21 protein-coding genes are annotated in these 24,551 nt (G+C 43.6%); 9 read left to right on the top strand and 12 right to left on the bottom strand.

Annotation, left to right across the window (positions count from 1 at the left end):
* The first annotated feature begins 65 nt into the window (after window positions 1-65).
* Window positions 66-1,472: a mannose-1-phosphate guanylyltransferase/mannose-6-phosphate isomerase gene (locus tag JC525_RS18180; protein ID WP_198817284.1), complete on the top strand. Its 1,407-nt coding sequence runs from the start codon at window positions 66-68 to the stop codon at window positions 1,470-1,472.
* On the opposite strand, the gene JC525_RS18175 is transcribed toward JC525_RS18180, so the two are convergent.
* The 4 genes from JC525_RS18175 to miaB are packed head-to-tail and all read right to left on the bottom strand — an operon-like array spanning window position 1,469 to window position 4,942.
* Window positions 1,469-1,882 carry a 3-phosphoshikimate 1-carboxyvinyltransferase gene (locus JC525_RS18175; protein WP_198817282.1) on the bottom strand — a complete coding sequence of 138 codons (414 nt, stop codon included), beginning with the start codon at window positions 1,880-1,882 and terminating at the stop codon, window positions 1,469-1,471. The two genes, JC525_RS18180 and JC525_RS18175, sit on opposite strands and share 4 nt — an antisense overlap.
* Before the next feature lie 47 nt (window positions 1,883-1,929).
* A complete protein-coding gene (ybeY, locus tag JC525_RS18170) occupies window positions 1,930-2,400 on the bottom strand; it encodes an rRNA maturation RNase YbeY (RefSeq protein WP_198817281.1) in 471 nt (156 codons plus the stop codon).
* Window positions 2,397-3,479, bottom strand: a complete 1,083-nt coding sequence (locus JC525_RS18165) for a PhoH family protein (protein WP_198817279.1) — start codon at window positions 3,477-3,479, stop codon at window positions 2,397-2,399. Before JC525_RS18165 ends, ybeY begins: the two co-directional genes overlap by 4 nt.
* Before the next feature lie 29 nt (window positions 3,480-3,508).
* Complete coding sequence (miaB, locus tag JC525_RS18160; RefSeq protein WP_198817277.1) at window positions 3,509-4,942, bottom strand: tRNA (N6-isopentenyl adenosine(37)-C2)-methylthiotransferase MiaB; 1,434 nt, start codon at window positions 4,940-4,942, stop codon at window positions 3,509-3,511.
* A 306-nt stretch (window positions 4,943-5,248) separates the two neighbouring features.
* On the opposite strand from miaB, the gene JC525_RS18155 reads away from it, so the two are divergent.
* Entirely contained in the window at window positions 5,249-6,448 is a 1,200-nt protein-coding gene (locus JC525_RS18155; protein ID WP_198817275.1) for an FAD-dependent monooxygenase, read from the top strand.
* A 125-nt stretch (window positions 6,449-6,573) separates the two neighbouring features.
* Here JC525_RS18155 and JC525_RS18150 read toward each other — a convergent pair whose 3' ends face one another.
* Both JC525_RS18150 and JC525_RS18145 read right to left on the bottom strand, forming a co-directional pair.
* The gene (locus JC525_RS18150) at window positions 6,574-7,098 is read right to left on the bottom strand and encodes a tetratricopeptide repeat protein (RefSeq protein ID WP_198817273.1); all 525 of its coding nucleotides are present in this window, start codon (window positions 7,096-7,098) and stop codon (window positions 6,574-6,576) included.
* Window positions 7,099-7,385: 287 nt separating this feature from the next.
* Window positions 7,386-7,970 carry a TetR/AcrR family transcriptional regulator gene (locus JC525_RS18145; RefSeq protein WP_198817271.1) on the bottom strand — a complete coding sequence of 195 codons (585 nt, stop codon included), beginning with the start codon at window positions 7,968-7,970 and terminating at the stop codon, window positions 7,386-7,388.
* Window positions 7,971-8,122: 152 nt separating this feature from the next.
* Between JC525_RS18145 and JC525_RS18140 the strand changes: the two genes are divergently transcribed.
* Window positions 8,123-8,674 carry a carboxymuconolactone decarboxylase family protein gene (locus JC525_RS18140; RefSeq protein WP_198817269.1) on the top strand — a complete coding sequence of 184 codons (552 nt, stop codon included), beginning with the start codon at window positions 8,123-8,125 and terminating at the stop codon, window positions 8,672-8,674.
* A 121-nt stretch (window positions 8,675-8,795) separates the two neighbouring features.
* Here JC525_RS18140 and JC525_RS18135 read toward each other — a convergent pair whose 3' ends face one another.
* Window positions 8,796-14,372 (bottom strand): M12 family metallopeptidase, encoded by a 5,577-nt coding sequence (locus JC525_RS18135; RefSeq protein ID WP_198817267.1) that lies wholly within the window; start codon window positions 14,370-14,372, stop codon window positions 8,796-8,798.
* A 449-nt stretch (window positions 14,373-14,821) separates the two neighbouring features.
* Between JC525_RS18135 and JC525_RS18130 the strand changes: the two genes are divergently transcribed.
* Window positions 14,822-15,592, top strand: coding sequence for a peptidase (locus JC525_RS18130; RefSeq protein ID WP_198817265.1), 771 nt, complete (start codon window positions 14,822-14,824; stop codon window positions 15,590-15,592).
* A 276-nt stretch (window positions 15,593-15,868) separates the two neighbouring features.
* Here the strand turns inward: JC525_RS18130 and JC525_RS18125 are convergent, their stop codons facing one another.
* On the bottom strand, window positions 15,869-16,114 hold the full coding sequence (locus tag JC525_RS18125) for a hypothetical protein (protein WP_198817263.1): 246 nt from the start codon (window positions 16,112-16,114) through the stop codon (window positions 15,869-15,871).
* A 14-nt stretch (window positions 16,115-16,128) separates the two neighbouring features.
* On the bottom strand, window positions 16,129-16,311 hold the full coding sequence (locus JC525_RS18120; RefSeq protein WP_198817261.1) for a hypothetical protein: 183 nt from the start codon (window positions 16,309-16,311) through the stop codon (window positions 16,129-16,131).
* 184 nt (window positions 16,312-16,495) lie between these two features.
* On the opposite strand from JC525_RS18120, the gene JC525_RS18115 reads away from it, so the two are divergent.
* Both JC525_RS18115 and JC525_RS18110 read left to right on the top strand, forming a co-directional pair.
* The gene (locus tag JC525_RS18115; RefSeq protein WP_173358795.1) at window positions 16,496-16,666 is read left to right on the top strand and encodes a hypothetical protein; all 171 of its coding nucleotides are present in this window, start codon (window positions 16,496-16,498) and stop codon (window positions 16,664-16,666) included.
* 495 nt (window positions 16,667-17,161) lie between these two features.
* Entirely contained in the window at window positions 17,162-19,723 is a 2,562-nt protein-coding gene (locus tag JC525_RS18110; protein ID WP_198817259.1) for a TonB-dependent receptor plug domain-containing protein, read from the top strand.
* A gap of 60 nt (window positions 19,724-19,783) precedes the next feature.
* Here the strand turns inward: JC525_RS18110 and JC525_RS20165 are convergent, their stop codons facing one another.
* Complete coding sequence (locus tag JC525_RS20165; protein WP_269822362.1) at window positions 19,784-19,906, bottom strand: hypothetical protein; 123 nt, start codon at window positions 19,904-19,906, stop codon at window positions 19,784-19,786.
* A 145-nt stretch (window positions 19,907-20,051) separates the two neighbouring features.
* On the opposite strand from JC525_RS20165, the gene JC525_RS18105 reads away from it, so the two are divergent.
* Entirely contained in the window at window positions 20,052-20,669 is a 618-nt protein-coding gene (locus tag JC525_RS18105) for a flavin reductase family protein (protein ID WP_198817258.1), read from the top strand.
* 27 nt (window positions 20,670-20,696) lie between these two features.
* Here JC525_RS18105 and JC525_RS18100 read toward each other — a convergent pair whose 3' ends face one another.
* Complete coding sequence (locus JC525_RS18100) at window positions 20,697-21,044, bottom strand: winged helix-turn-helix transcriptional regulator (RefSeq protein ID WP_198817256.1); 348 nt, start codon at window positions 21,042-21,044, stop codon at window positions 20,697-20,699.
* Window positions 21,045-21,149: 105 nt separating this feature from the next.
* Here JC525_RS18100 and JC525_RS18095 point away from each other — a divergent pair, with 105 nt between their 5' ends.
* Together JC525_RS18095 and JC525_RS18090 are read left to right on the top strand one after the other, a co-directional pair.
* Window positions 21,150-21,932 carry an SDR family NAD(P)-dependent oxidoreductase gene (locus tag JC525_RS18095; RefSeq protein WP_198817254.1) on the top strand — a complete coding sequence of 261 codons (783 nt, stop codon included), beginning with the start codon at window positions 21,150-21,152 and terminating at the stop codon, window positions 21,930-21,932.
* 29 nt (window positions 21,933-21,961) lie between these two features.
* Window positions 21,962-22,618: a cupin domain-containing protein gene (locus tag JC525_RS18090; protein WP_198817252.1), complete on the top strand. Its 657-nt coding sequence runs from the start codon at window positions 21,962-21,964 to the stop codon at window positions 22,616-22,618.
* 156 nt (window positions 22,619-22,774) lie between these two features.
* On the opposite strand, the gene JC525_RS18085 is transcribed toward JC525_RS18090, so the two are convergent.
* Window positions 22,775-24,181: an alanine/glycine:cation symporter family protein gene (locus tag JC525_RS18085; protein ID WP_198817250.1), complete on the bottom strand. Its 1,407-nt coding sequence runs from the start codon at window positions 24,179-24,181 to the stop codon at window positions 22,775-22,777.
* Between the last annotated feature and the right edge of the window lie 370 nt (window positions 24,182-24,551).

Below are 24,551 nucleotides of genomic sequence, written 5' to 3'. Positions count from 1 at the left end.
GTGTTGTAATAAGTAGCTTTTTCTTATCCTCATTATTAAAAATAAGGTTGTGTGAAGGGATTAAAATGAAACCAGTTGTTTTAGCAGGAGGCTCAGGCAGCCGTCTTTGGCCAAAATCTCGTGCGGCGCTTCCAAAGCAATTTTTGTCACTTTGCAGTGAAAACACTATGCTGCAGGACACCATTTTGCGATTGAAAGGCATGGATAGCGAAAACGCCATGATCATTTGCAATGAAGAGCATCGCTTCTTAGTCGCTGAGCAACTTCGTCAAAAGAACATTAATCACAGCGGGATATTGCTTGAACCAGTGGGGCGCAATACTGCCCCCGCTATTGCATTAACGGCGTTACATGCGGTGAAATCAGGTGAAGATCCGGTTTTACTTGTTTTGGCAGCCGATCACATTATTAAAGATGTCAGTGCTTTTCACAACGCAATTGAACACGCTCAAAAGCTTGCCCACGAAGGCAAACTCGTCACGTTTGGCGTGGTACCCAACCAGCCTCATACCGGCTATGGATACATAAAAGCGGCAGGTAAGCTAGGAGCCGGGTATGCGGTAGACAGCTTTGTGGAAAAACCTTCTTTAGAGGTCGCTCAAGAATACGTTAATTCAGGCAGTTATTATTGGAATAGCGGCATGTTCATGTTTAAAGCCAGCCGTTATTTAGAAGAGTTGGCGAAATATGATCCCGCCATTTTATCGGTGTGTGAAAAAGCCATCGAAACTCAAGCAACAGATTTGGACTTTATTCGCGTCGACAGCGAAGTGTTTGCTCAATGTCCCGATAATTCAATTGATTATGCGGTGATGGAGAAAACCGACAGTGCTGCCATGGTGCCGCTTGATGCAAATTGGTCAGATGTTGGGAGCTGGGGCTCGTTATGGGAAACGTCTGATAAAGATGAAAGAGGCAATGTGACCATCGGCGATACACTGTTAGAAGATGTAGATAATAGCTATGTTAACGCCGAACAGCGTATGGTTGCAGTGGTAGGGTTAAACGATGTCATTGTGGTTGAAACCAAAGACGCTGTGATGGTGGCTCACAAAAGTGCATCGCAAAGTGTTAAAAAGGTGGTAGAGCAATTAAAGGCTGAAAAACGCCCGGAATTTGAGTTTCATCGCGAGGTCTACAGACCCTGGGGAAGTTACGATTCTATTGACAGTGGCGATCGTTTCCAGGTTAAGCGTATTACCGTGAAACCTGGTGAAAAACTCTCGGTACAAATGCATCACCACCGCGCTGAACACTGGATTGTGGTGTCTGGCAGCGCTAACGTTACCATTAACGATAACACCCAATTAGTTACAGAAAACCAGTCAGTATACATTCCAATCGGGGCAGTGCATGCGTTGGAAAACCCTGGAAAGATCCCCCTTGAACTGATTGAAGTGCAATCGGGCGCGTATCTGGGTGAAGACGATATCGTGCGGTTTTCAGATCGCTACGGCCGCGTGAACAACTAGCTAAGTACGTTGGCTTTAAACCAACTCCACAATCCCAAACTCCAGCCCTCTATCAAGTTTATGCCTAGCGCTGACTTAATCAAATACAGAACAACTAAACCTAGCAATATTGAAAACGAAACAAAGCTTGTTATTAAGAATGCATTCATAAGAACGGCCATTCTTAGCTCTTTTTCAGAAAGCGTTCGCCTGTTTCTTCCTGCCAGCACAACATAATAATAGCGCCATTTAAAAAACTTTACAGTGCCTCTTAGGTCAACTTTGTGTCGACCCCATTCTCGTGCGCCAATGGCATTTCGCAAGTGGGCCAGTTGTTCCTCTGAAAAGGAGTCACTCACTTTATCTGGCATACGCTCTAGTAAACGGCTGATAACAGGGTCTGTTTTAATGTCGTTGATTTGTTTGCTCATGGTTACCCATTTATCCATGGGGGAGGGAAGAACTTACGTCTAGCGTATTATGAATTGTAGGGGTCGTCTATGCCTAATTGAGCCAAGATTTCGATTTCCTTACTTTCCATTTCCTCGGCATCAGCATCATCAATATGGTCATAACCCATTAAATGTAATAGCCCATGAACAGTCATATGCGCATAGTGATCGCTTACTTTTTTTTGCTGCTCTTCAGCTTCACGGCTAATAACGGGGGCGCAAATAACCAAGTCGCCTAAAAGGTTTATTTCAATGCCCGGCGGTGCTTCAAACGGAAAAGACAACACATTCGTAGGTTTATCCTTTCCTCGGTACTCATGATTAAGGCTTTGGCTTTCTGCTTCATCGGTGAAGCGGATAGTCACTTCCTGCTCATCTAAGCCTTCGTATTCGAGCACGGCATTAGCCCAAAGCTCAAGTTCTGAAGGTGAGGGGATGGCTGATAAAATCGCCTCGTCACCTTCAAATGCTTGTTGTACATCAATTATGGCGCTCACGATGCGTTGTCGTCTTTCGTTTGCGTCGCGATATCGTCTTGTGAAGCCTGTTCACGCTGAAATTGCAATGCTTCTTCTTTACGCGCTTTGCGTAAACGCTCTTGTTCAGCGTCATGCACTTCGTATGCTCTTACAATACGCGCCACCACAGGGTGGCGCACCACGTCTTCAGCGTTGAAGAAGTTGAAAGAAATGTCATCCACTTCGCTTAACACTTCAATAGCGTGGCGTAGACCTGACTTTGCGCCGCGAGGTAAATCTACCTGCGTGATGTCACCGGTGATCACTGCTTTCGAATTAAAGCCAATACGGGTTAGGAACATTTTCATTTGCTCTACCGTGGTATTTTGGCTTTCGTCCAAAATAATAAACGCGTCGTTAAGCGTTCTTCCGCGCATATAGGCTAGAGGCGCAACTTCAATGACGTTGCGCTCCATTAGTTTTTCAACTTTTTCGAAGCCCAGCATTTCAAACAGAGCGTCGTAAAGCGGGCGCAAATATGGGTCGACTTTTTGTGAAAGGTCGCCAGGCAAGAAACCGAGCTTTTCACCAGCTTCTACCGCAGGGCGAGTAAGCAATATACGGCGTATTTCTTGACGCTCAAGTGCGTCAACAGCCGCAGCAACAGCGAGGTAGGTTTTACCTGTTCCGGCTGGACCAATACCAAAAGTAATATCGTGGTTTACAATGTTTGCCACGTATTGCGCTTGGTTGGGGTTGCGCGGCTTAATAACTCCGCGCTTGGTTTTAATATTCACCTCTTTTCCGTAGCCGCCAGTGGCGTCTTTTTCAATAACGCGGGCTTCTTGAATGGCAAGATGAACTTGTTCTGCTTCTAGCTCAGGAATACGACCCTTAATAGGCTGAGTTTCTATATAAAGAAGCTTAAGTAATTCGCTAGCACTTTTTATTTGCTGCGGTTCACCCAACACCTTAAACGCGTTATTTCGGTAGGTAATCTCTACGCCTAACCTGCGCTCAATTTGTTTAATGTTGTCATCAAAGGGGCCACATAAACTCGACAAACGTTTGCTATCTGCCGGTTCTAATTCAAATTCGTTACTAACCAATGTACTCAAGCTACTTTTTTCCTCGCTATAAAATGTGTTTAGGCTGGGTTAAATTGTCCCACGCCAAGCTCATCGGGCAAATCTGCCTGATGCTTTGCCATGATAGATTGGGGCGAAACGGCAACACGCAAGCCCATTTCGCTCTCTCTGCGCACAACTTCACCACGTAGTGAGTTAGTGAATACGTCAGTGATGTTCACGTCAACGAATTCGCCAATCATGTCAGGCGTACCTTCAAAGTTCACTACACGGTTATTTTCAGTACGTCCCGAAAGCTCCATTGGGTTTTTCTTTGACGGACCTTCAACCAAAATACGCTGCTCTGTGCCAACCATGTGACGAGCAATACGAAGGGCCTGTTGCGTAATACGCTGCTGTAGTAGGTGAAGACGTTGCTTCTTAGTTTCTTCACTTACGTCATCTACTGCGTCGGCAGCAGGCGTACCCGGGCGAGCACTGTAAATAAAGCTGAAGCTAAGGTCGTAATCGACAGCCTGAATCAAATCCATGGTAGCTTCAAAGTCGGCATCGGTCTCGCCTGGGAAGCCAATGATGAAGTCGCTCGACAAGCTAATGTTTGGGCGAATTTTTTTGAGCTTACGCATTTTCGATTTGTATTCAATTGCCGTATGGCCACGCTTCATCAGGTTCAAAATACGGTCAGAACCGCTTTGAACAGGTAAGTGCAGGTGGTCAACTAACTCAGGGATAGACGCGTATGCTTCAATGATATCGTCAGTAAACTCAACCGGGTGTGAGGTGGTGTAACGAATACGGTCGATGCCATCGATAGCAGCTACAAGCTCTAGTAACTCAGAGAATCGACAAATTGTACCGTCGTAATTTTCACCGCGATATGCGTTAACGTTTTGACCCAGAAGGTTTACTTCACGTACGCCTTGACCTGCAAGCTGTGCAATTTCAAGCAATACGTCGTCGACAGGGCGGCTTACTTCTTCACCACGGGTGTAAGGTACTACGCAGAACGTACAATATTTTGAACAGCCTTCCATAATTGAAACGAACGCCGTTGGGCCTTCAGCTCGTGGCTCAGGCAGGCGATCAAACTTTTCAATTTCAGGGAAGCTCACGTCAATCACTGACTTTGCGCCGCCTTGAAGTTCGTTGATCATTTCAGGCAAACGGTGCAGCGTTTGAGGGCCAAATACCAAGTCTACGAACGGCGCACGCTGGCGTATGGTGTCACCTTCTTGAGAAGCCACACAACCGCCTACACCAATAATAAGTTCAGGCTTGTCTTGCTTTAACGTCTTCCAGCGACCAAGTTGATGAAAAACCTTCTCTTGCGCTTTTTCGCGAATAGAGCAGGTGTTAAGCAAAATAACGTCGGCTTCTTCAGCACTTTGTGCAGCGCTAAAGCCATGGGTTGAGTCTAGTAAGTCTGCCATTTTTTCCGAGTCGTACTCGTTCATTTGGCAGCCCCAGGTTTTGATATACAGCTTTTTAGTCATAACAACTATTCGGTAACCTGTTAGTGTTCCTGTAAGTGAATGCAGTATCACCTTGGTTTAGCTAAGGTGTCTGCCAGAATGTTATTCTGCATAAGGCGTTGAAAGCGCCCATGCAAAAAGCATCGGAAATGTCAGTTACAGGAAGATGTTCAAAATAGCCGCATATTTTACCTGTTATGCAGGTATATTCCCAGTGTCTTACGACGATTCGTGAAGAATTGATCTAAGCCAAGCCTGTTGTACGTTTTACTTCACAGCGCTTTGTGTTTTAAGACATAATGCAAGTGCGTGTTTTAAGGAGAGTAAATGGTCGATTTTTGTATAAACGGCGGCGGTATGGTCGGCGCGGCGCTAGCGTTGGGGCTTGCTCAACAGGAGTTTAAAGTAGCAGTGATAGAGCCGTATCTACCGGTACCTTTTAATCCCGAGGATGGACCTGACTTAAGGGTTTCAGCTATCAGCGAAGCATCGGTAACGCTGTTAAAAGCCCTTGGCGCTTGGGAACACATAGCTTCTATGCGAGTTAAACCTTACTCTGGACTTAGCGTGTGGGACGACCCATCCCATCGAACAGATTTCACCGCACAAAGTATCGACATGCCTCAGCTGGGCTTTTTTGTTGAAAACCGATTGTTGCAACTAGGTTGCCACGAAGCACTAAAACAGTATGAGAATGTAGAGCTTATTAGTGACCACACAGTGCAAGATATTCAGTTAGCCAATTCTGCTACCGTTAAACTATCTAGTGGCAAAACGATAGAGGCTAAGTGGCTTATTGGTGCCGATGGTGCAAACTCTCAGGTAAGGAAGGCGGCCGGTATTGGCACCACAGGTTGGCAGTATGCGCAGCAGGCGATGGGGATCACTATAAAGATGGAGAACGCCGTTGAACCTGTAACCTGGCAGCAGTTTACATCGAGCGGCCCCAAAGCCTTTTTACCCATGTTTGATAACTACGCCTCGCTCGTTTGGTACGACTCGCCCGACGAACTCAAACGGATTAAAAGTTTAAAAGCGAACCAACTTGAAAGTGAAATTCTTAAAACCTTTCCAGACGAATTGACCAGAAATGGCAATAGCTTTTCAGTTATTGATAAAGCGATTTTTCCGCTTACCCGATCCCATGCTAATCAATACGTTAAAGGCAGATGTGTGTTAGTTGGTGATGCAGCACACACCATTAATCCACTTGCGGGGCAGGGCGTTAATTTGGGCTTTAAAGACGTAGAAACCTTTCTTTCTGTGTGTGCTGAATTCAAGCCATTCGGTAGCGACAACGCATTGTCGCTAACCGATAAAGTATTTTCTCAAAGGCTTATCAGCAATTATGAAAAGCCACGAAAGCGAGATAATTTGGTGATGATGACGGCAATGGATGGGTTTTATACCTTGTTTAGCAATGACGTTGCCCCCATCAAATGGATAAGAAACCAGCTTCTTTCTGTGGCGCAGCGCATAGAGCCTGCTAAACAAGAAGTGCTCAAATATGCGATAGGGTTACGATAATGGAAGTGTTAATTTTACTGGCAGTGTTATTTGGTGCACTAGCATTGATTATACCGCTAATAGAACGCTCTAAAATGCGAATAAGTAACGAGGATGCAGCGAAATGGGCTAAGTGGATTTGGCCCTTAATGGGAATTTTGCTTATTGCCCAGTTGTTGCGTTTGCTGTTTTCCTGAATCTGCCGGTAAACGGGTGTTTGGCGGATAATGTGCTTTAAAATCAGCCGTAGGTATTGGGCGACCGTATTGTTTAAGCATGGTTTTTGCCATCTCATAGTCCCATCTGGCAGCATATCGTAGCCATGAAAAAGCTGATTCTTCTTCATTGAACTGTATCTGAAGGCGGGCTAGAGCGGTCATTGCAGGCAGATAACCATTGTTTGCAGAGAGATAATATAGATCCATTGCTTTCTCTAAATCTCGCGGCGTTGAACCAACCCCGTGTTCCCATAATTTCGCTATAAGGTATTGCGCTGCCGGGTCATTTTTTTCAGCTAAAGGCTGCCAATGCCTTTTGGATAAGTCATACTGTTGGGAATTATAAGCAATATATCCTTTTTCTAGTTTATTACTGCACCCTTGAACGAAGCTAATAAACAGTATGAACGTAAATATTGTTAAAGCTCTCTCAACCATTTTTCTTGTGCTCATTTCTATCGTTTGGCTCAGTGATGAAAATTGTCCACTGGCGTTTTACAATTCATTATATTGAGGTTTAAACGTTTTTAAGTTTTCCCAATGATTCAATTAGGCAGCTTCCAGTAGCATGTTTTTCGCCTGCACTCGTTAAGCGCGCGCCCGTTAAGAACAGTGACCAAACTAATGTTAGCCCTAAAACAGAAGTTTTGGCTAGCTCTCAGCAAGTAGGGCGTGTCGATTGTGTATCTAAATTATCATTATTTGATGGCGGACATTTATATACTGAAATAAGTTAAAAGCTAAGAAATGGGCCATTCACTTTTAAGATCAAGTAAAGTCTTGTTGATTATTTGAGCAATTGCTTTGTTGTCGTCTTGCAAAATGGCGAACGCCCTTAGTCCTACGAATTGATTTTGAAGCCACTCAGCTGCAAGTGCAGTTGGTGTATGTTCAGGCAATTCGCCTTTCTCGATACAGGCTTCAATTATATGTTTAAAGCCAACCTTGAGGGTTTGCATGCTTTCAAGCACTGTTTTTTTGGCAACCTCGCCAATAATATCTAATTCAGCAATAGACTTCACCAGTAAACACTGACGCATATAGCGCTGCTCATCAGGTCCAGTTAATGCCGTTTCAAAAAAGTTGTAAAGCGCATTCAAAGGTGACTCTGCTTCTGCCACCTGCTTTAAGCGTTCTGCACTGTTCTGTGCATAGTGTTCTACAACAAGTTTAAATAACCCTTCTTTACTTTGAAAGCGCGCATAGATACTGCCTGGACGCATATCTAATGCTTGTTGGATCTCGCGCATACCCGCTGCATGAAAGCCTCGTTGCCAAAAAAGTGTGGTGGCTTTTTCAATAATGTCATCATGGTCATATTTCATCGCAGCATACCTTATACGTGAATGTTTTGAACACGTGTTCAATTATCGCTTGAACGATCGTTCAAGTAAACCTATTATTGTTCCCACACTGAAGGGGGAACGGTAACCAAAGGGGTTACTTGAATTTCTAGTTACATCAACAGGAGAGTGATATGAGCGATTTCAAACTACATACTAAAGACACAGCACCAGAAGCCTCAAAGCCCTTACTTGACAATTCTCAAGCAGCGTTTGGTATGGTGCCTAACCTGCACGCTGTTATGGCAGAAGCGCCAGCATTGCTTGAAGGCTATCAAGTGCTGCACAAGCTGGCTCAAGAAACCTCGTTCAATGCGGAAGAGTTAACGGTGGTCTGGCAAGCGGTGAACGTCGAACACTCCTGCCATTATTGTGTACCAGCCCACACCGGTATTGCGAAAAGCATGAAGGTGCGTGATGATTTGATTGAAGAGTTGCGTAATGATGAAACCCTCTCTGACAGTAAATTAAATACGCTAAAAGAAACTGTACTAGCGGTTACTCGTGGTAGAGGAAACATTGATGGTGCGCAACTTGACGCATTCTATAGTGCTGGTTATAAGCATAAGCAACTGCTTGAAATTATCCTAATTCTTGCGCAAAAAGTTATGAGTAACTATACTAACCATGTGGCGGACACCCCAGTTGACGAACCATTCAAAAAGTTTGATTGGTCACCTAAATAGTTCACAATTAACTAACGTTGTTTCAAACGGAAGCTTTGCTTCCGTTTTTTTTTGCTTAGTTAAAAATAGCTTCAGGTAACGAAGCGAAGCCACTATTTTCCAAGTGGCTTCGTTTACGGTGTTAATGAGTGTTGTTCATCGGAACTTTTTCTTTTTCTGGGGCGACTTTTAGATACTCGATTTTAAATTCGACTTCACGTGATACTTCTTCAAGTTCTGAAACATTCAATAAATCGCCGGTTTCTGAACTCTCATGACCAAACTCGCTAGGTATAGAAGACGTACTCAAGTCAACTGGGCTGGTAATTACAGCAGAGTTAATGGTTGATGGCGTTGAACTAGGGAAAAATTCATTTTCAATAGAGGAGGGCAGTCCAAGCATTGCCATCTTTATCGCCATTGGGCTTGCGAGCGGCAAATCCGAAACCTGCGAACCAAAGAAAAGCCTTTTGATGCTACCCGCTTCGTTCGATTCTTTGACGATAAAAGTAGCAGTGTCTGGCCGCCTGATGGCAATATCAGTTTTACCGTCGCCGTTGTAGTCTCCCTGCACCGGAATGTCACTGCTTTCACTGCCGAAAAACAGACTTGAAATAGCATTTTCACTACTTTTTCGTATGTGCCACATTCCCGTTTGCGGAACTCTTACGGCAAAATCAGCTTTTCCATCGCCATCATAGTCACCGGTAACGGGAACATCACGCTCACTTTCACCCATCGTAATTCTGCGTATTGAATTGTCGGTGGTATATCTAATTATCCATTGTTGGGTTGATGGACGCCAAATAGCAATGTCTTCTAATCCATCGCCATCGTAGTCTGCTTGAACAGGAACGTCATCTGCGTTACCACCGAAGTAGGCGCGAACGTAAGTATCTGCAGAATTAGAGGGCCTTATAATCCATTGTCCAGTAGATGGCCTTCTTACCGCGATATCAGTTGTGCCGTCACCATCGTAATCTGCGGGAACAGGTATATCGCCGTCTTGTGTACCAAATGCTAGTCTGAATATACTGCCATCTGACGAGCGCTTTATAAACCAGTAACCAACACCCGGTCTATAAATGCTAATGTCGGCTATTCCGTCGCCATCAAAGTCTCCGTTAACCGGTATATCGGTTTCTTGGCTTCCAAAAAACAGGCGGTAAATGTTTTCACTTTCACTTTCTTTAATGAACTGATAGCCAGCTTCTGCTCGTCTTATTGAAATATCAGCTTTCCCGTCTCCATCGTAATCTAATGGGTTGAGCTGGTTTTCTTCAACACGTAAATTGAATTCTTGGGTACTTACGCGAACGCCGTCACTTGCAGAAATAGTAACCGTGTAATTTCCAATGTTGTCTGCACTAGGCACGCCAAAAAGCTCCGCATTTCCATTACCTAAATCGTTAAAATATAGCCAATTTGAAGTGCCGTCAGAGCTGCTGGCCTTAGGAATGTGAATGTTATCTATCCACACGGTATCACTTCCCGTAGAGACTGATGCATCTTTGTCATACTTCCATTCAAATGAATGTGAGCCCTCGTCTAAGAAAAATGAAACAGTCTCAAAGTCTTTCAAACCTGATTGTGAATACACAAGTATTCCATCGATTAAAAAGTAAAAGACATCAAATGACCCTTCTGTACTAGTTGCTAAGTCAAAAGATATCTCGCCGGCACTTGTTTCTATGTCTAGAAGGACAGATGCAGATTGTCCATCGTTTAGTGATGCGGGTGACGCTAAACTAAATAATCCATCTGCCGATTTATTGGAAGTGATCTCCCATTCTGCATCTCCCATAAGTGTGAATGGAAGATCACTTAAGGCTACGTTTTCAAAGTCAAAAATTTCGTCCTCACCAAATACTATTTCTGAATCAAACGTAATGTCATCGTTGTTAATATCTTCTGCGCTTATATTGTAACGATACAGCTTTTGGGCGATGGCGCTAGTTTCTGGTTGAGATGTGAATTTAGGTGCGACGTTGGCGTCAATGCTCACAGTGAAGCCTTTAGATCTTCCCTCTAACTCAGCAAATATGGTAACAGAAGTCGCACCATTAACATTTTCGGAAATCGTTAATAATCCGGCATCAATTTGAGCTATGTTGGTGTTTGAAACAGACCATATAGCTTTATCTGTTGCCCTAAACGTTTCACCATTTAGTCTTGTAGCGTTTAGTTGGAATTGATGACTTGCTGTGACACTTAAAACATCTAAGGTATTAGTAATCTCCAAGTCTGTAATTTTATCATGATTGACAATCAGTATTTCTTGGGAAAACGTTGAATTTTCGTATGTAGCTACAAAAGTAATTGTGACATCTTGTTCAACATTCAAGACAGTTAAAATACCGTCTGCCAAATCATCTAAATCAACTAAATCAGGCGACGACACGCTATAGTTTGCTTCGTTTGTAACCTCTTTTGTACTGCCATCACTATAGCTTGCATAGGCTAAAAAAGCGCTCGATGAATTATCGTATACTTCGTAAAAGCTATCTACGTAAAAATCTGTGAGCTCTGGCTCTTCACCAAAAATAGTCATGTAGTAGCTCTGAGTCATGCCAGCATAAGTTACGCTTACCAGAACCTCTTGATTCGTGATTAAATCTTCGATTACAAGTAGCCCGGGTTGCACATCACTGAAAGAGGCATAACTCTGGGGCGACACATTCCACTGCGCATCGACGGTGACATCATAGCTACTGCCATCGTTAAAGTAGGCTAACAGGCCAAACTGACGTTCGCTGTTTGGATACAAATTACTGAAATAATCCCCGATTACTTCTATGTAACTTAGTTCCAAGCGCTGTGGCACTACGTTTACTGTGGTGGTGCTTTCTGATGATAAGCCAAGGTTGTCAGTTACCGTCAGTTTGAACTCGAGAGATGTCTCTTCAGAAACGTTAGGTGCATAGGCCCCTGTCGCTGCTTCGTAAGGTGCAACGATGTCGGCGCTAGGCCCACTTATTTGTTCCCACTCAAAAGAAACGATTGTTCCATCAGGATCGTATGAATTAGTGCCCAAGAGCTCAAAGTAGTCCATTGGGAGTATTGTTTGATTTTGACCAGCGTCAGCAATTGGGCTTAAATTTTCACCAGGTTCAACAAAATTGATGTTGTCTATCCACGCGCTATCTCTACCTTCATGAACGCTTCCATCTTTTTGGTACACCCAAGTAAATTCGTGTCGACCGGCTTCAACTTCAAAACTGACCATCTGAAAACTTAATTCACCCGACCACTGAGCTGCAAGGTTGCCGTCTATTTTAAACTGAAGAAAGTCAAAGTCTGGTTCCGAACTCACCGCTCTATCAAACTGAATTCTTCCAGAGGCCACTACCGCATTCAGCGAAATTTGAGAAGATGAGCCGTCAACGCCCCGATTAGATGAGACAATACTGTAATTCCCTGATGCTGCATCTTCATCAGTAAGACTCCACGCAAAGCCATTATTGTTATTGAAATTTGCCTGAGATAAATCACCCGTTTCGAAATCGATTAGCGTGTTGTTCCCATCGCCATTAAGGACGAATATATTAACGGTATCCTGTGCTGACTCTCCGCGATTATCGGTTACTGTTAACCGAAACACTAAATCTAATGATTCGTTTGTGTCGGGAGCGTTAAAGGTGATCACTGGATTTGTGGTATTTTCTAAACTTATTAGCTCACCAGATACCTGCTCCCAATGATACGCGACTATCGTACCATCAGCGTCGTTGCTTAAGGAGCCGTCAAGGGTAACGGTTTCTCCGCCTTCTACAATTTGATTGTTTCCTGCATCAGCAATAGGAGGGGTATTCGGCGAGTAGTCAGAATAACTTTTCGTATTTTGATTGTTTTTTCCAAAAGTAGGCCATGGTGCAGTAGCTAAACTTCCACTGTAGCCGTAGAATGCATATAGTTTATTACCTAAAATATAAACAGAACCGTCATCTGCAATTAGTGGTGAACCACTCAGCGGTGAATCTACTTCGACACTCCAGATGATTGACCCATCGTTTGTTAGTTCATACATAGTATTGTTGCCGTATGAACCCACGTAAATCGTGCCAGTTTCTGACATCGCTGCAGAGCCTTTGATTTCACCCACTGCCTGGTTATGCCACAGAAGATCCCCTTCTTTGGAAATATGATGAAGACCATTTGACGCGCCAATTATGATAGATTCTGTTGGCGTTATTATGGGCGAACTTTCGGAAGATCCAGATAAGCTATATTGCCAAAGGGTTGTACCGCTATTATCAATATGGTAGACCAAGCCAGATGACGCGACGATCAATATGTTGTTTTCTGTGGTCAGGACAGGAGAGCTTTCGAAATTCTCGAACAGATTAACCTCCCAATTTAAACTTCCTGAACGTGTAAACGAGGCTAAGTAGCCTGAAGTTGTCGCGATAACAACGTTGTCGTTTGCATCTATAGCGGGTGACCCTAATACTTCACCGCTTACATCAGCAGACCATATTTCAAATCCGTTAGGCGTGATCGAATATAGTTTGTTTGTGGCTCCGATAAAAATTTCGTTATAACTGTTTAATGCCGGTGACCCTTTGATAGCTTGATTAGCACTGAAAGACCATAAATGTGAACCTTCAGACGATATTGCGTTTAGTACGCCATCTGTCGAACTAACGTATATAGTTCCCTCATAACTCACTACCGGTGATGATTGGTAGGAGCGATTGTTGTACGTGCGTGTCCACTTTAAATCACCCGTGCTTCGAACGGAATAAAATTGGCCTATCCCCCCCGCTAAAATGTCACCGTCTTGAGAAAGCGCAGGTGAACCAGTAGTTTCAAGCGACGCTTCGCCAATAAATTTAACGTTTCCGGCATTGGGGTATAAGTAGTCTATAGTAGCGACATCTGTTGCGGTTAACTCGTTGCCGCCCGTGGGTAAATCTGGGTTATCTAGACGAAGAATAGTTGGGTTGCCGTTACGTGAGAAGCCGTAATTAGAGTAGTGCATGATTGAGTTGAAATCATACTCGCCTACTTTGTAACTTGAGAGATTGATGAAAAAATTTCCCTCTTGGCCAGGTTCGATATTGTCTTCAAGAACCTGTATGTATTCGTCACGGTCTGGCCTTGATTGTTCATGTTCAATACCAATAGCATGCATAAGCTCATGTTGAATCGTGCTATTTGCTAGACACCCTGAACCAAGGGACAGTTCTTGTGCTCCCCCTATACTTCCTATATACGACCAGCAGCCGCTTCCCTTAAAAATTTGAACATAATCGTATTCATTTGTCCGCTCATAGAATCTAACAATACTAACCGCCTCTATTACATCCATATTTTGACGGATCTTGAATTTCTCAGCGTCAGTAAAGTCATTAGTAATGGAGTAATAAACCGATGCGCCCGGCCAAAGGCCTCGATAGCTTGTCGCTAGACCGCTTATAGATTCTTCGTTGCCTGTAAACGCTTTTTTGACGGCAATGTCGCCTTCAATTATGTAGGTTCCATCAAGCACTATTGCAGGTTTTGTTATTTTTTGAGTTTCAGTATTTGATTTTAGCTGAAGCGGATAATAATCCACAAAGGAATGTTGCTGGGCAAGCTTAAGATTCTGCTCAATTTGCTCAAAAGGTGAGTGAATTACGTTCTTTGCCGCATGGGCAGAAAAAAGCGTAAATATAGCTAAGAGTAACAGTGTGCCTTTGGTTAACGCTTTATAAGAAAAGAATGAATGTTCTTCCATGACTGACTTTGTTTCCGATCAATTTTTCCCTATATTAGACCAAAGTCATCGATTAAAAAAGGTTCAACTAAAGTTGTCTGGTTAGCACATAATTTCTGTATAAAATATAGTCTGAGTTACGGTGCTTTGCTTCAATAATTAAGTTGAACTTTTTTTCGATTCTAGTGCCTTAACTGATGGACAATTTCTGCAAGTAACTGTAAAGGACTGTAGTTTTTAGCGGCACCTCTGAAGTGCCGCTTTTTTATGGGCTTGTATGTGCAATAAACAACTCATTGTTCTACTGTGTCCGTTTTTTTTACAACTATTCGGCATCCCCCAGTTGAATGGTTGTAAATTTTTGATTTTTAAGGGTATATAGTGTGGCTTAAAAATTGCTTTTGCGACCCCAGATAATAAAAACAACAAATGCCGTGTAGGCATTTAAATATCGATGGTCCGGAAACTTAATGAAGCCTGCTAAATTTTTCCTTCTAAATCTTTTCTTCTTGCTTGCCTTTAAAACTAACGCTGGTGTAATAAATATTGAAATTACCGACGGTAGAGGCTTAGAACCGAGTCAAACGGACATATTTGAAAGCGCGGTGAACCTATGGGAATCATTTTTGATCGGCACGCGTCTCGATGTTGATGTGAACATGGAAATAGCGGCTACAGCAATTACGGATGATGGTGCTGGAGGTACCCTAGCGAGCGCGGGGTGGTCCCGTGGTATTCGTTATGGAGATGTCGTTTATGTAACGAACGGGTTTATGCAATTCGACTCTGCTGACTTGATATATTTAGAAGTCTCGGGTCTGTTATTCGACGTAATCATACATGAAATGGCGCATGTTATCGGGTTTGGTACAATCTGGAGTTATTTTAGCGGACTATACCAAGAAGACTCAGGTGAATATTTAGGCCAATTCGCGCTGGATACATATCGAAACGAGTTTGATACTAGTGCTAACTTTGTTCCTGTGGATATAGTGAGCGAAAATGAAGGAACTAGGAACGGCCACTGGGCTGAAGATTGGGCTGGTCCTTCGAGCGACCTTCTTACTGGAGTTTTAGAGGGCAGTACAACGATAAGCAACACAACAATAGCCTCGTTCGCTGATATTGGCTACATTGTACGGCTTCCCAATGGGCAAGTGCTTGGGTTAGTTAATGCTCCTGCTATGGTTAGTTTATTTTTAATCGCCTGTTGTTTTATAACATTAAGACGTAAAGTTTGAGTGGAAATACCATTTTTTAGTAACGTCAGATACCGATTTTTACAGGTTTAATTGGCTGAATTATGATAACTTTATGTTGATTTTGGGGCGGTTTTTTTACTAGTCAGTCTTTGGGATGTTGTCAGTTCTTGTATTTTTTTGTACAACGCTAAGCACTTAAGTGTTGCAAGTAAACAAGCGCTAAACAGTAAATAGATAAGAATCGCAGAAAGCATGTGATAACTTCGGTTAAAAAACTGCTTTAAATGTTGTTTGAGGCTAGCTTAATGGTCTTCATTAGCCAACGTTTAGCTTCATCTGTGTCGTTAAACACTTTAACGTTATCTCCAGCTTGTTGATAAATACTGCCGAAATGCTTGCCATCACTCCCCAAGGGGCGCCGCTAAGTTCTTGTAGTATAGGTTGTGCCTTGTCAGTTGAATGTTGAAGTGCCTCAACATTCCAAGGGCCATGTCCTTCCAGAATGAGTATGCGACCTTCCCGGTGAACACGCACTTCACCATGGGGTAAAAAACGGGTCATTTTAACCAGCTGATTTATGAAGCGATTGGCAACTGTGGCTCTAACTCTTCAGCAGTATTAAGAGCAACTATTTCTTCATAACCTTTTTGTTGAAGCAGGGCTTGTAAATCATCCCGTGATACACATTTGGTGTGCTTAGCGAGCGCGATTGCTTCAATGAAACAAGAAAGGTGAGTTGTTGATTGTGCTTGTGTCATATATTTCTCATTGTGTTACGTTGACAGTGAAACTTTGTCGAATACTCAAGTCACTCGTGTGACGTTTATGTGACTTTTTTATGAAAAAAATCAATAAAAGTTCACTATCGTCCTTGAAATGTATATACATTGAATATACATTCATTGTTCGGATTGGTGTTTCTTACCTTTTAAAGCAGTCGAGATGTCTGAAAATAACAACAAAAAGAAGAAAAAGAATAGTCAGATGATTATTCGAATTAATGACGAAGAAAGAGCGCAGTTTATTGCGCTTTGCGATTCTTTGGATACGTCTGCGGCTCGTGAAGTAAGGCGCTTTATTCGTGAATTCATTGAAGAACACAATGAAAAATAGATGCTGGCAGACAGCAATACACTACAGAAAATATTAAGGATATAAAAAATGGCTAAGAAAAAAGAAATCAAAAAAGAGATGAAAGTAGCTAAAGCAAAAATCGCTAAGCAAGAAAGCAAACTAAAAAAGCTTAAGAAAAAGCTAAAAAAAGCATAACGCTATGTAATGCTTGAGAAGGTGGCTACGGCCACCTTTTTTCATTGCAAAAGCAGAAAAACTTTGTTCAATATTTTGTCTCTTAAATGCCACCTGTCATCGATATTTCTAAATTATTACAACTTTAGTATTGTGCGGTGGAATATTTTTGTGATTTACTCAACCTACAGCTTATTTGCTTACCACTTCTAATAATTATAAGTCTAGTCAGACAATTCGGCGTTTAGCAGTACCCCAACAACAGAAAAAGAAAATGTATCCGTAGGTCTTTTTTCTACTCGGTAGAGTAAGAAGCACAGTTTTCAATGCATTAAACACATAAAATTCAGGAACATCACAATGCAACAGGCAAAAATTAACGCTTCTGTTTTCAAGCTTTCTTTGATTGCTTCTGCAATAGCAGGAATGCACTTTTCTACTTCAACACTTGCGCAAGAACAAACTACAGTTGATGAGCAGGATGTTGAACAAATCCAAATTGTAGGCTCACGTCGAGTAGGGCGTACCGTCAATGATTCTCCGGTTCCTATCGATATTATCGACGCTTCATCTATTGAGGCGACAGGCTTAACGGAAACCAACATGATCCTTAACCAGTTGCTGCCAAGCTTTAACTTTCCGCAGCCTTCGGTTACCGACGGTACGGACCACGTGCGCCCAGCTCAGCTTCGCGGTTTAGCCCCCGATCACACTCTTGTATTGGTCAATGGTAAGCGTCGCCACACATCTGCGCTACTTAACCTAAACGGCTCGGTGGGTCGCGGATCATCAGCCGTAGATTTAAACGCCATTCCAGCTAATGCAATCAAACGTATTGAGGTCTTGCGTGACGGTGCAGCAGCGCAGTACGGGTCTGACGCTATTGCTGGCGTTATCAATATTGTGCTTAAAGATGCTGCAGAAGGCGGTGAAGTATCGGCAACCTACGGTGCTAACGTCACTAAAATGGACGGCGTGCCAAACCTTGAAAGTGTTGGTATCGACGCTAACGGCGACCTAGCGTTCACCGAAGGAAGTGACCGAGAGGTAACCGACGGCCAAACCTTTACCCTTCGTGGAAACGTGGGTTTTGAGTGGGGAGACGATGGCTTTATAAATGTTTCTGGTGAATATCGCGACCGCGGCCAAGCAAATCGTGCCGACTACGACCAGCGAGAAAACTATGCTCGTGATGCTGACGGCAATTTAGACCCACGTGAACTAACAGTAAATCGCTACAACCACGTTTACGGCAACGGTGAAGTAGAAGACTACGCGCTATTTATTAATGCAGGTAAAGCGCTAACCGATAGCGTCGAGTTTTACACTACTGCAGGCTATAGCACGCGAGACTCTCTTGGTAGTGGCTTTTATCGCCGTGCACTGGACGCGCGCAACATTGTCGAAATATACCCAGATGGTTTCTTACCTGCTATTCAAACCGATATTACAGATATGTCGCTTATCGCCGGAATTAAAGGCTACGGTGATGTGTGGAATTACGACCTATCAGTTACGCATGGCGGCAACGAGCTAGAGTACGGTGTTGTTAACACGCTAAACACATCCCTTGGCTCAACAAGCCAGACTGAGTTTGACGCGGGTACCCTTGAATACGATACGACTATAATCAATGCAGACGCGTCTCGTCTGGTCGATACAGGGCTGTTTTACAGCGAAATGAACTTTGCAATGGGCGCCGAATATCGCCACGAAGGTTATGACATTACAGCGGGTGAAGAGAACTCGTACATTCAAGGTACCTTCGGTCCAGGCGGTGCTGTGACCGACCCCGTTAACGGCCCGTTTGGTGCCGCTGGCTCGCAAGTGTTCCCAGGTTTTACACCAGAGTCGGCAGGTGACAACAGCCGTCACAACTACAGCTTTTACGTTGATTTAGAAGCTGATGTAGTAGAGAACTGGAACGTGGCTGTGGCAGGGCGCTTTGAAGATTATTCTGACTTTGGCAGTACATTTAACTGGAAGATGTCGCACCGTGTAACCCTTAGCGATGCTTTTGCACTTCGCACGTCGGTATCAACAGGCTTCAGAGCTCCGTCATTGCAGCAACAGTTCTTTACTTCTATTGCCACGGTTTTTGTTGATGGCGAACCAACAGAAACTGGTACGTTCGCGCCATCCAGTGATGTAGCGCAAGCGCTAGGTAGCCCAGGTTTAGATGCTGAAGAGTCTAACAACTTCAGTGCAGGCTTTACTTATTCACCGAATGCTGACTTTAACTTAACGGTAGATTTCTATCGCATCGATATTGATGATCGTATTGTACTGTCTAACAACCTATCAGGCGATGCAATTGAAGCACTACTAGAAGGCACAGGCGCTAATCAGGCGCGTTTTTTCTTAAATGCCATAGATTCCCGTACACAAGGTGTTGATATTGTATCTACCTACACATTGAACACAGCAGATTACGGTGCGTTTAATTTTAACGCAGGTGCTAACTTTAACGACAACGAAGTAACCAGCGTAATCGATGCGCCTGAGGTGTTGCAGAATGCGGGCTTTGACCAAGACAACCTGTTCAGCGATGTTGAGCTTCGTCGTTTTGAAACGAGCTCGCCAGACAGTAAGTTAAACTTGGGCGTTACATGGAACTACGACCGTTACACCACCACGCTTCGCACCACACGCTATGGTGAAGTGGAAGATCCTTCTTCAATTGAAGCCCGCAACGAAATTCTTCCTTCAGAATGGATCACTGACTTAGATGTTCGTATAGCGTTGACAGAAGGGTTAACCGTATCGGTAGGTGCCAACAATGTATTCGATGTATACCCAGAGCCAACCCGAGATTTGGTAGACGATGTAACTACGTTCTCTCGTTTATTCTCATACTCAGGCTTCTCGCCTTACGGCTTCACAGGCCGTTTTGTATACGGCAGAGTGAGTTACGCTTTCTAAACAACACGCGCAACACGCTAAAGGCCGATAGCTTCTATCGGCCTTTTTTCATTGCCGCTATTACTGGTTAAGGTTAATTAACCAGCGGTGTATCGCTAAAAGTGCAACATCATCGTCAGGGATAAAAGCGTCGTAGTCTTGTTGAAGATGAGTTCGTGAAAATGCGACGGTTCTTGCGTTCATTGATCACCTTGAATTTAAATAAATAAGCGTACATATACGTAAAGTATAGTATTACAGTACGTACGACATGCGATATGTTTGCAAGTAACGCAAACTGACGACGTGGCTTCCTATTTTTCGGTGCATTCATCAGTAAGGAGTTTTCTTGACTAATTTTCACTTTTACGAACCCCAGCTTGGACACGGTTTAGCCCATGATCCATTCAATGCCATCATTGCGCCGCGTCCCATTGGTTGGATTTCAACGCAGTCCAAAGCAGGCGTGCTCAATTTGGCGCCATACAGTTTCTTTAATGCACTTAATTATACGCCTCCTATTATTGGCTTTTCCTGCGTAGGTGGAAGAAAAGACTCCTTAGTCAATGTGCAAGAAACTGGTGAGTTTTGCTGGAACTTGGTGTCTAGGCCTCTGGCAACCGCTATGAATAAAACGAGCAAGCCCTTACCACCTGAAGAAAGTGAATTTGCAATATCTGGGCTTGAAACAGTTAACAGCAAGGTAGTATCAGTACCCCGCGTAAAAGAGAGCCTTGTTAGCATGGAATGTAAGTTGTCAGACATTGTTCAGCTAAAAGGTGCACGAGGAGATGCCGTAAATAGCTGGTTTATTATGGGCGAAGTGGTGGGAGTTCATATTGACAAATTGCTGATTGAAAACGGTGTTTATAGGACACTAAAAGGCGAGCCAGTTATGCGCGGTGGTGGTGCTGGTGACTACTATACCATCAGTGAAGCAGATTACTTTGAAATGCTTCGACCATAATAACGACGTGACAATAGGCAAAGACTGTTAATTCTCGGCAGTACTTATGAGGTCTTCTTGTAAGGCCTCAATCTGTTCTAGCACTGAAAGAAAACGTTCGCCAAAAGGCGTAACTTCATATTCCACTCTTGGCGGTAACTCGTGATAGACCTGTTTTTTTAGAATGCCAAAATCCACATTGCGTTTTAGACACTGATTGAGCACTTTGGTACTTAACCCTTCAACAGAGCGTACCATTTCCCCAGGCCGATTAACGCCATTAGCCAACAATTGATACACCGTAAGCGACCATTTACAGCCGTAAATGGTTTCGACCATGCGCGCGCTATCTTGTGGCGGCAACTTTCTTTCAATTTGTTTTTCTTTAGTATTCATAAAGATGTACCAAAAAGTACCTACCTTACCAAATTATACTTACTATTCATTGGCTTACCTGACGAGTAAGGTTACCACGAAATTTCAAATTGAAGGACAGTTATTATGATGTTTTCATTCAGTGGTAAAGCTTTAATTGTAGGTGGTTCTAGTGGTATCGGTTTAGCAACGGCTGTCAGCTTAGTTAGCAGCGGCGTGAGTGTGACCATAGTGGGTAAAAATACTGACAAATTGCAGCGTGCAATAGCAACGCTTAAAGACGCAGCCAAAGATAGTCGAGTGCTCGTTGATTCATTGAGCGCTGATTTATATAAAGATAGCGATGTGGAAGCGTTAATTGCGCACGTAAAAGCGCAAGCCACACCGTATCAGTATTTGGTTAATGCGGCTGGCTATTTTAATCCTACGGCCTTTACGCAACATACGCTAAGTGACTATGATCAATACCATACGCTTAATAAAAGCGTGTTTTTCATTACGCAAGCGGTGGCTATTGCTATGCAAAATGCGGGTGGCGGTAATATTGTTAATGTGGGTTCTATGTGGGCAAAGCAAGCGGTTAAAGCTACGCCATCTTCCGCGTACTCAATGGCAAAAGCAGGTTTACATGCGATGACGCAACACCTTGCTATGGAGCTCGCTGACCATAATATTCGAGTTAACGCTGTTTCGCCAGCGGTGGTAAAAACACCCATTTACAATGCCTTCATTCCAGAAAATGAAACGGATGAAGTACTCGCTTCTTTTGATGCATTTCATCCAATTGGGCGTATAGGTTTACCAGAAGATGTTGCCAGCAGTATTGCTTTTCTTCTGTCTGATCAGGCAAGTTGGACGACAGGTGCCATCATCGATGTTGATGGCGGCGTTATGGCTGGTAGAAACTAAGTAAAGTAATCTAAACGAGAAGGTAGCTTATGCTAAACATGAATTTTGACATACGACTCGCTATTGAAACACAAAGTGAGCCATGGCAGGCGTCGCCGTCAAGTACGGTTTGGCGTAAGCCTCTTGAGCGTGAAGCGAAAGAGTCTGGACACACGACTAGCGTTGTGAGGTACGAGCCGGGCGCTAGCTTCAAAGAGCACGGCCACCCTTACGGTGAAGAAATCTTTGTGCTTGAAGGCGTTTTTTCCGACGAGCACGGTGATTATCCGGCAGGGACGTACCTGCGTAATCCTCCAGGCAGTAAACACAGCCCGTTTAGTAAAGAAGGTTGTGTAATCCTGGTCAAACTGAATCAGTTCGATAAGCGAGATTTGGCTGAGGTTAGGGTAAACACGAACACTGTAGGATGGCTACAAGGGCAGGGTGGTTTGCAGGTGATGCCGTTACATAACTTTGAACACGAGCACGTAGCGCTTGTTAAGTGGCCAAGGGGCGAAGTATTTAAACCCCATAAACACTTCGGTGGCGAAGAGATTTTTGTACTATCAGGTACGTTTAAAGATGAACATGGCGAATACCCCAAAGGTACATGGATTCGAAGCCCGCATATGAGCCAGCATCATCCTTACGTTGACGAAGAGACAGTGATATGGGTAAAGACCGGGCATTTGCCAGTGGCGTTGTAATTTAGCGTGGGTTGATAGAAATAGACAGCCCAGTGCTCAAAGCTTCTATCTCAGTGCGTTGTACGGCAAGACGCTTGAAATAAGAAAGGCTAACTTTAGGTTAGCCCTTCTTGTACTCATTAACGTGGACATTGTTTACCCAATGGAGATGTGGAGTTAATCCCACACGCCATCTTCAGACTTCCCTTGGATTTCACAATCGCCAACTTTGTATTCTACTTTTTGGCCACTGTCTTTTTTCTTAAAGTAGTCTTTGCTAATAGACACAATGGTCGGCGTCATCCATACAATAGCGATGATATTAATAACGGTCATTAAACCTAACGCCATATCGGCCATTGCCCATACTTGAGGAAGTGCTGCCTGAGCGCCCCAATAAATCATACCTAAATAACCTATGGTATAAGCCGCACGGCCTATTTTGTTATCTAGCTTAAACATGTGCAGGTTACTCTCGCCATAGGCGTAGTTTGCGACTACTGAAGTGAAAGCGAACAAGCTAATTGCAGCAGCTACGAAGTCAGTACCGCCTTCACCCAAATGACTGCTCATGGCATCTTGTGTTAGGCGAATTCCTTCCATTTGATCAGAGCTTGAACCGCCAGCAAGTAGAATGATAAAGGCAGTAGACGTACACAGCACGAGTGTATCTAAGAAAACGCCCAGCATTTGAATGTAGCCTTGTGATACCGGGTGGTTAGGGTTTGGCACCGCACTTGCCGCTGCGTGAGGTACTGAGCCGCTTCCCGCTTCGTTTGAGTAAAGTCCACGCTGGATACCGTTTTTAATAGCTGCACCTAACGCGCCAGCGCCAGCTTCCTGTAGACCAAATGCCGACTTCACGATATCAAGCAGCATGGCGGGCAGTTCTGAAATATTGATAAAGGTAATAGCTAATGCCACAAGCACGTAGCCTATTCCCATAAATGGCACAACAAATTCCGCAAAGCGGGCGATACTTTTAAGGCCGCCAACAACAATCAAAGCAGCGAGTGCAATAATGGCTAAACCTACATATTCACTGGGAAAGGAGTAAGCATTATTTAATGCATCGGTAATGGTATTAGCTTGAACGGCACTAAATACAAAACCGTAACCAAAAAACAAGCACAGCGAAAACGCTACAGCTAGCCAGGTTTTGTTAAGACCTTGTTTGATATAGTAGGCTGGGCCACCACGAAACTCGCCGTTTTCGTCACGCACTTTGTATAGCTGGCCTAATACGCTCTCTGCAAAGCCTGTTGCCATGCCTAAAAGGGCAATCATCCACATCCAAAAGATAGCACCAGAGCCGCCTAACGATATAGCTACTGCAACACCTGCTAAGTTTCCTGTGCCTACACGAGCAGATAAGCTGGTACATAAGGCTTGAAAAGAACTAATGCCATCTTTACTCGCTGTCGTGCTGCCCTTTAGCAAGCTAAACATATGGCCGAAGTGCCTGAGCTGAACGCCGCCAAGTTTTACGGTAAACCAAATACCACATGCAAGCAGCATGATGATAAGTACCTGGCCATCACCCCATAGAATATTATTAACTAATGAAACGAATTCGTTTATCACGCACTTTCCTTCGTTATTGTTTTAATAGTGGCTCGACGTGCAAAGATGTACTGAACATGACAGGTGTGTTGTCAGAACGAACGTATAGTTTATGCAAAACGGAGTTTGATAAAACGTTGAGTATGCCGAGCTATATCGATAAAGACACAATACTAGCATGACAATTAAAGGATTGGACAATGAAAACGTCCTGAAACTATGACGTTTTATGCTCTCTTATAGCAAATTTATTCATTTGAAGGAGAGGACGAAGGAGCTTGATAACGAAAAGACAAATACAAACAAAAAAGCCGCTCGTTTGAGCAGCTTCTTCATGAATATGGCTGGGGTAACAGGACTCGAACCTATGAATGGCGGGATCAAAACCCGC

The organism is Alteromonas sp. IB21, assembly GCF_016405965.1.
In the GTDB taxonomy this organism is placed as follows: Bacteria; Pseudomonadota; Gammaproteobacteria; order Enterobacterales; family Alteromonadaceae; genus Alteromonas.
The sequence above is the reverse complement of the archived record's forward strand: the minus strand, read 5'-3'. Positions and strand labels throughout refer to the sequence as shown.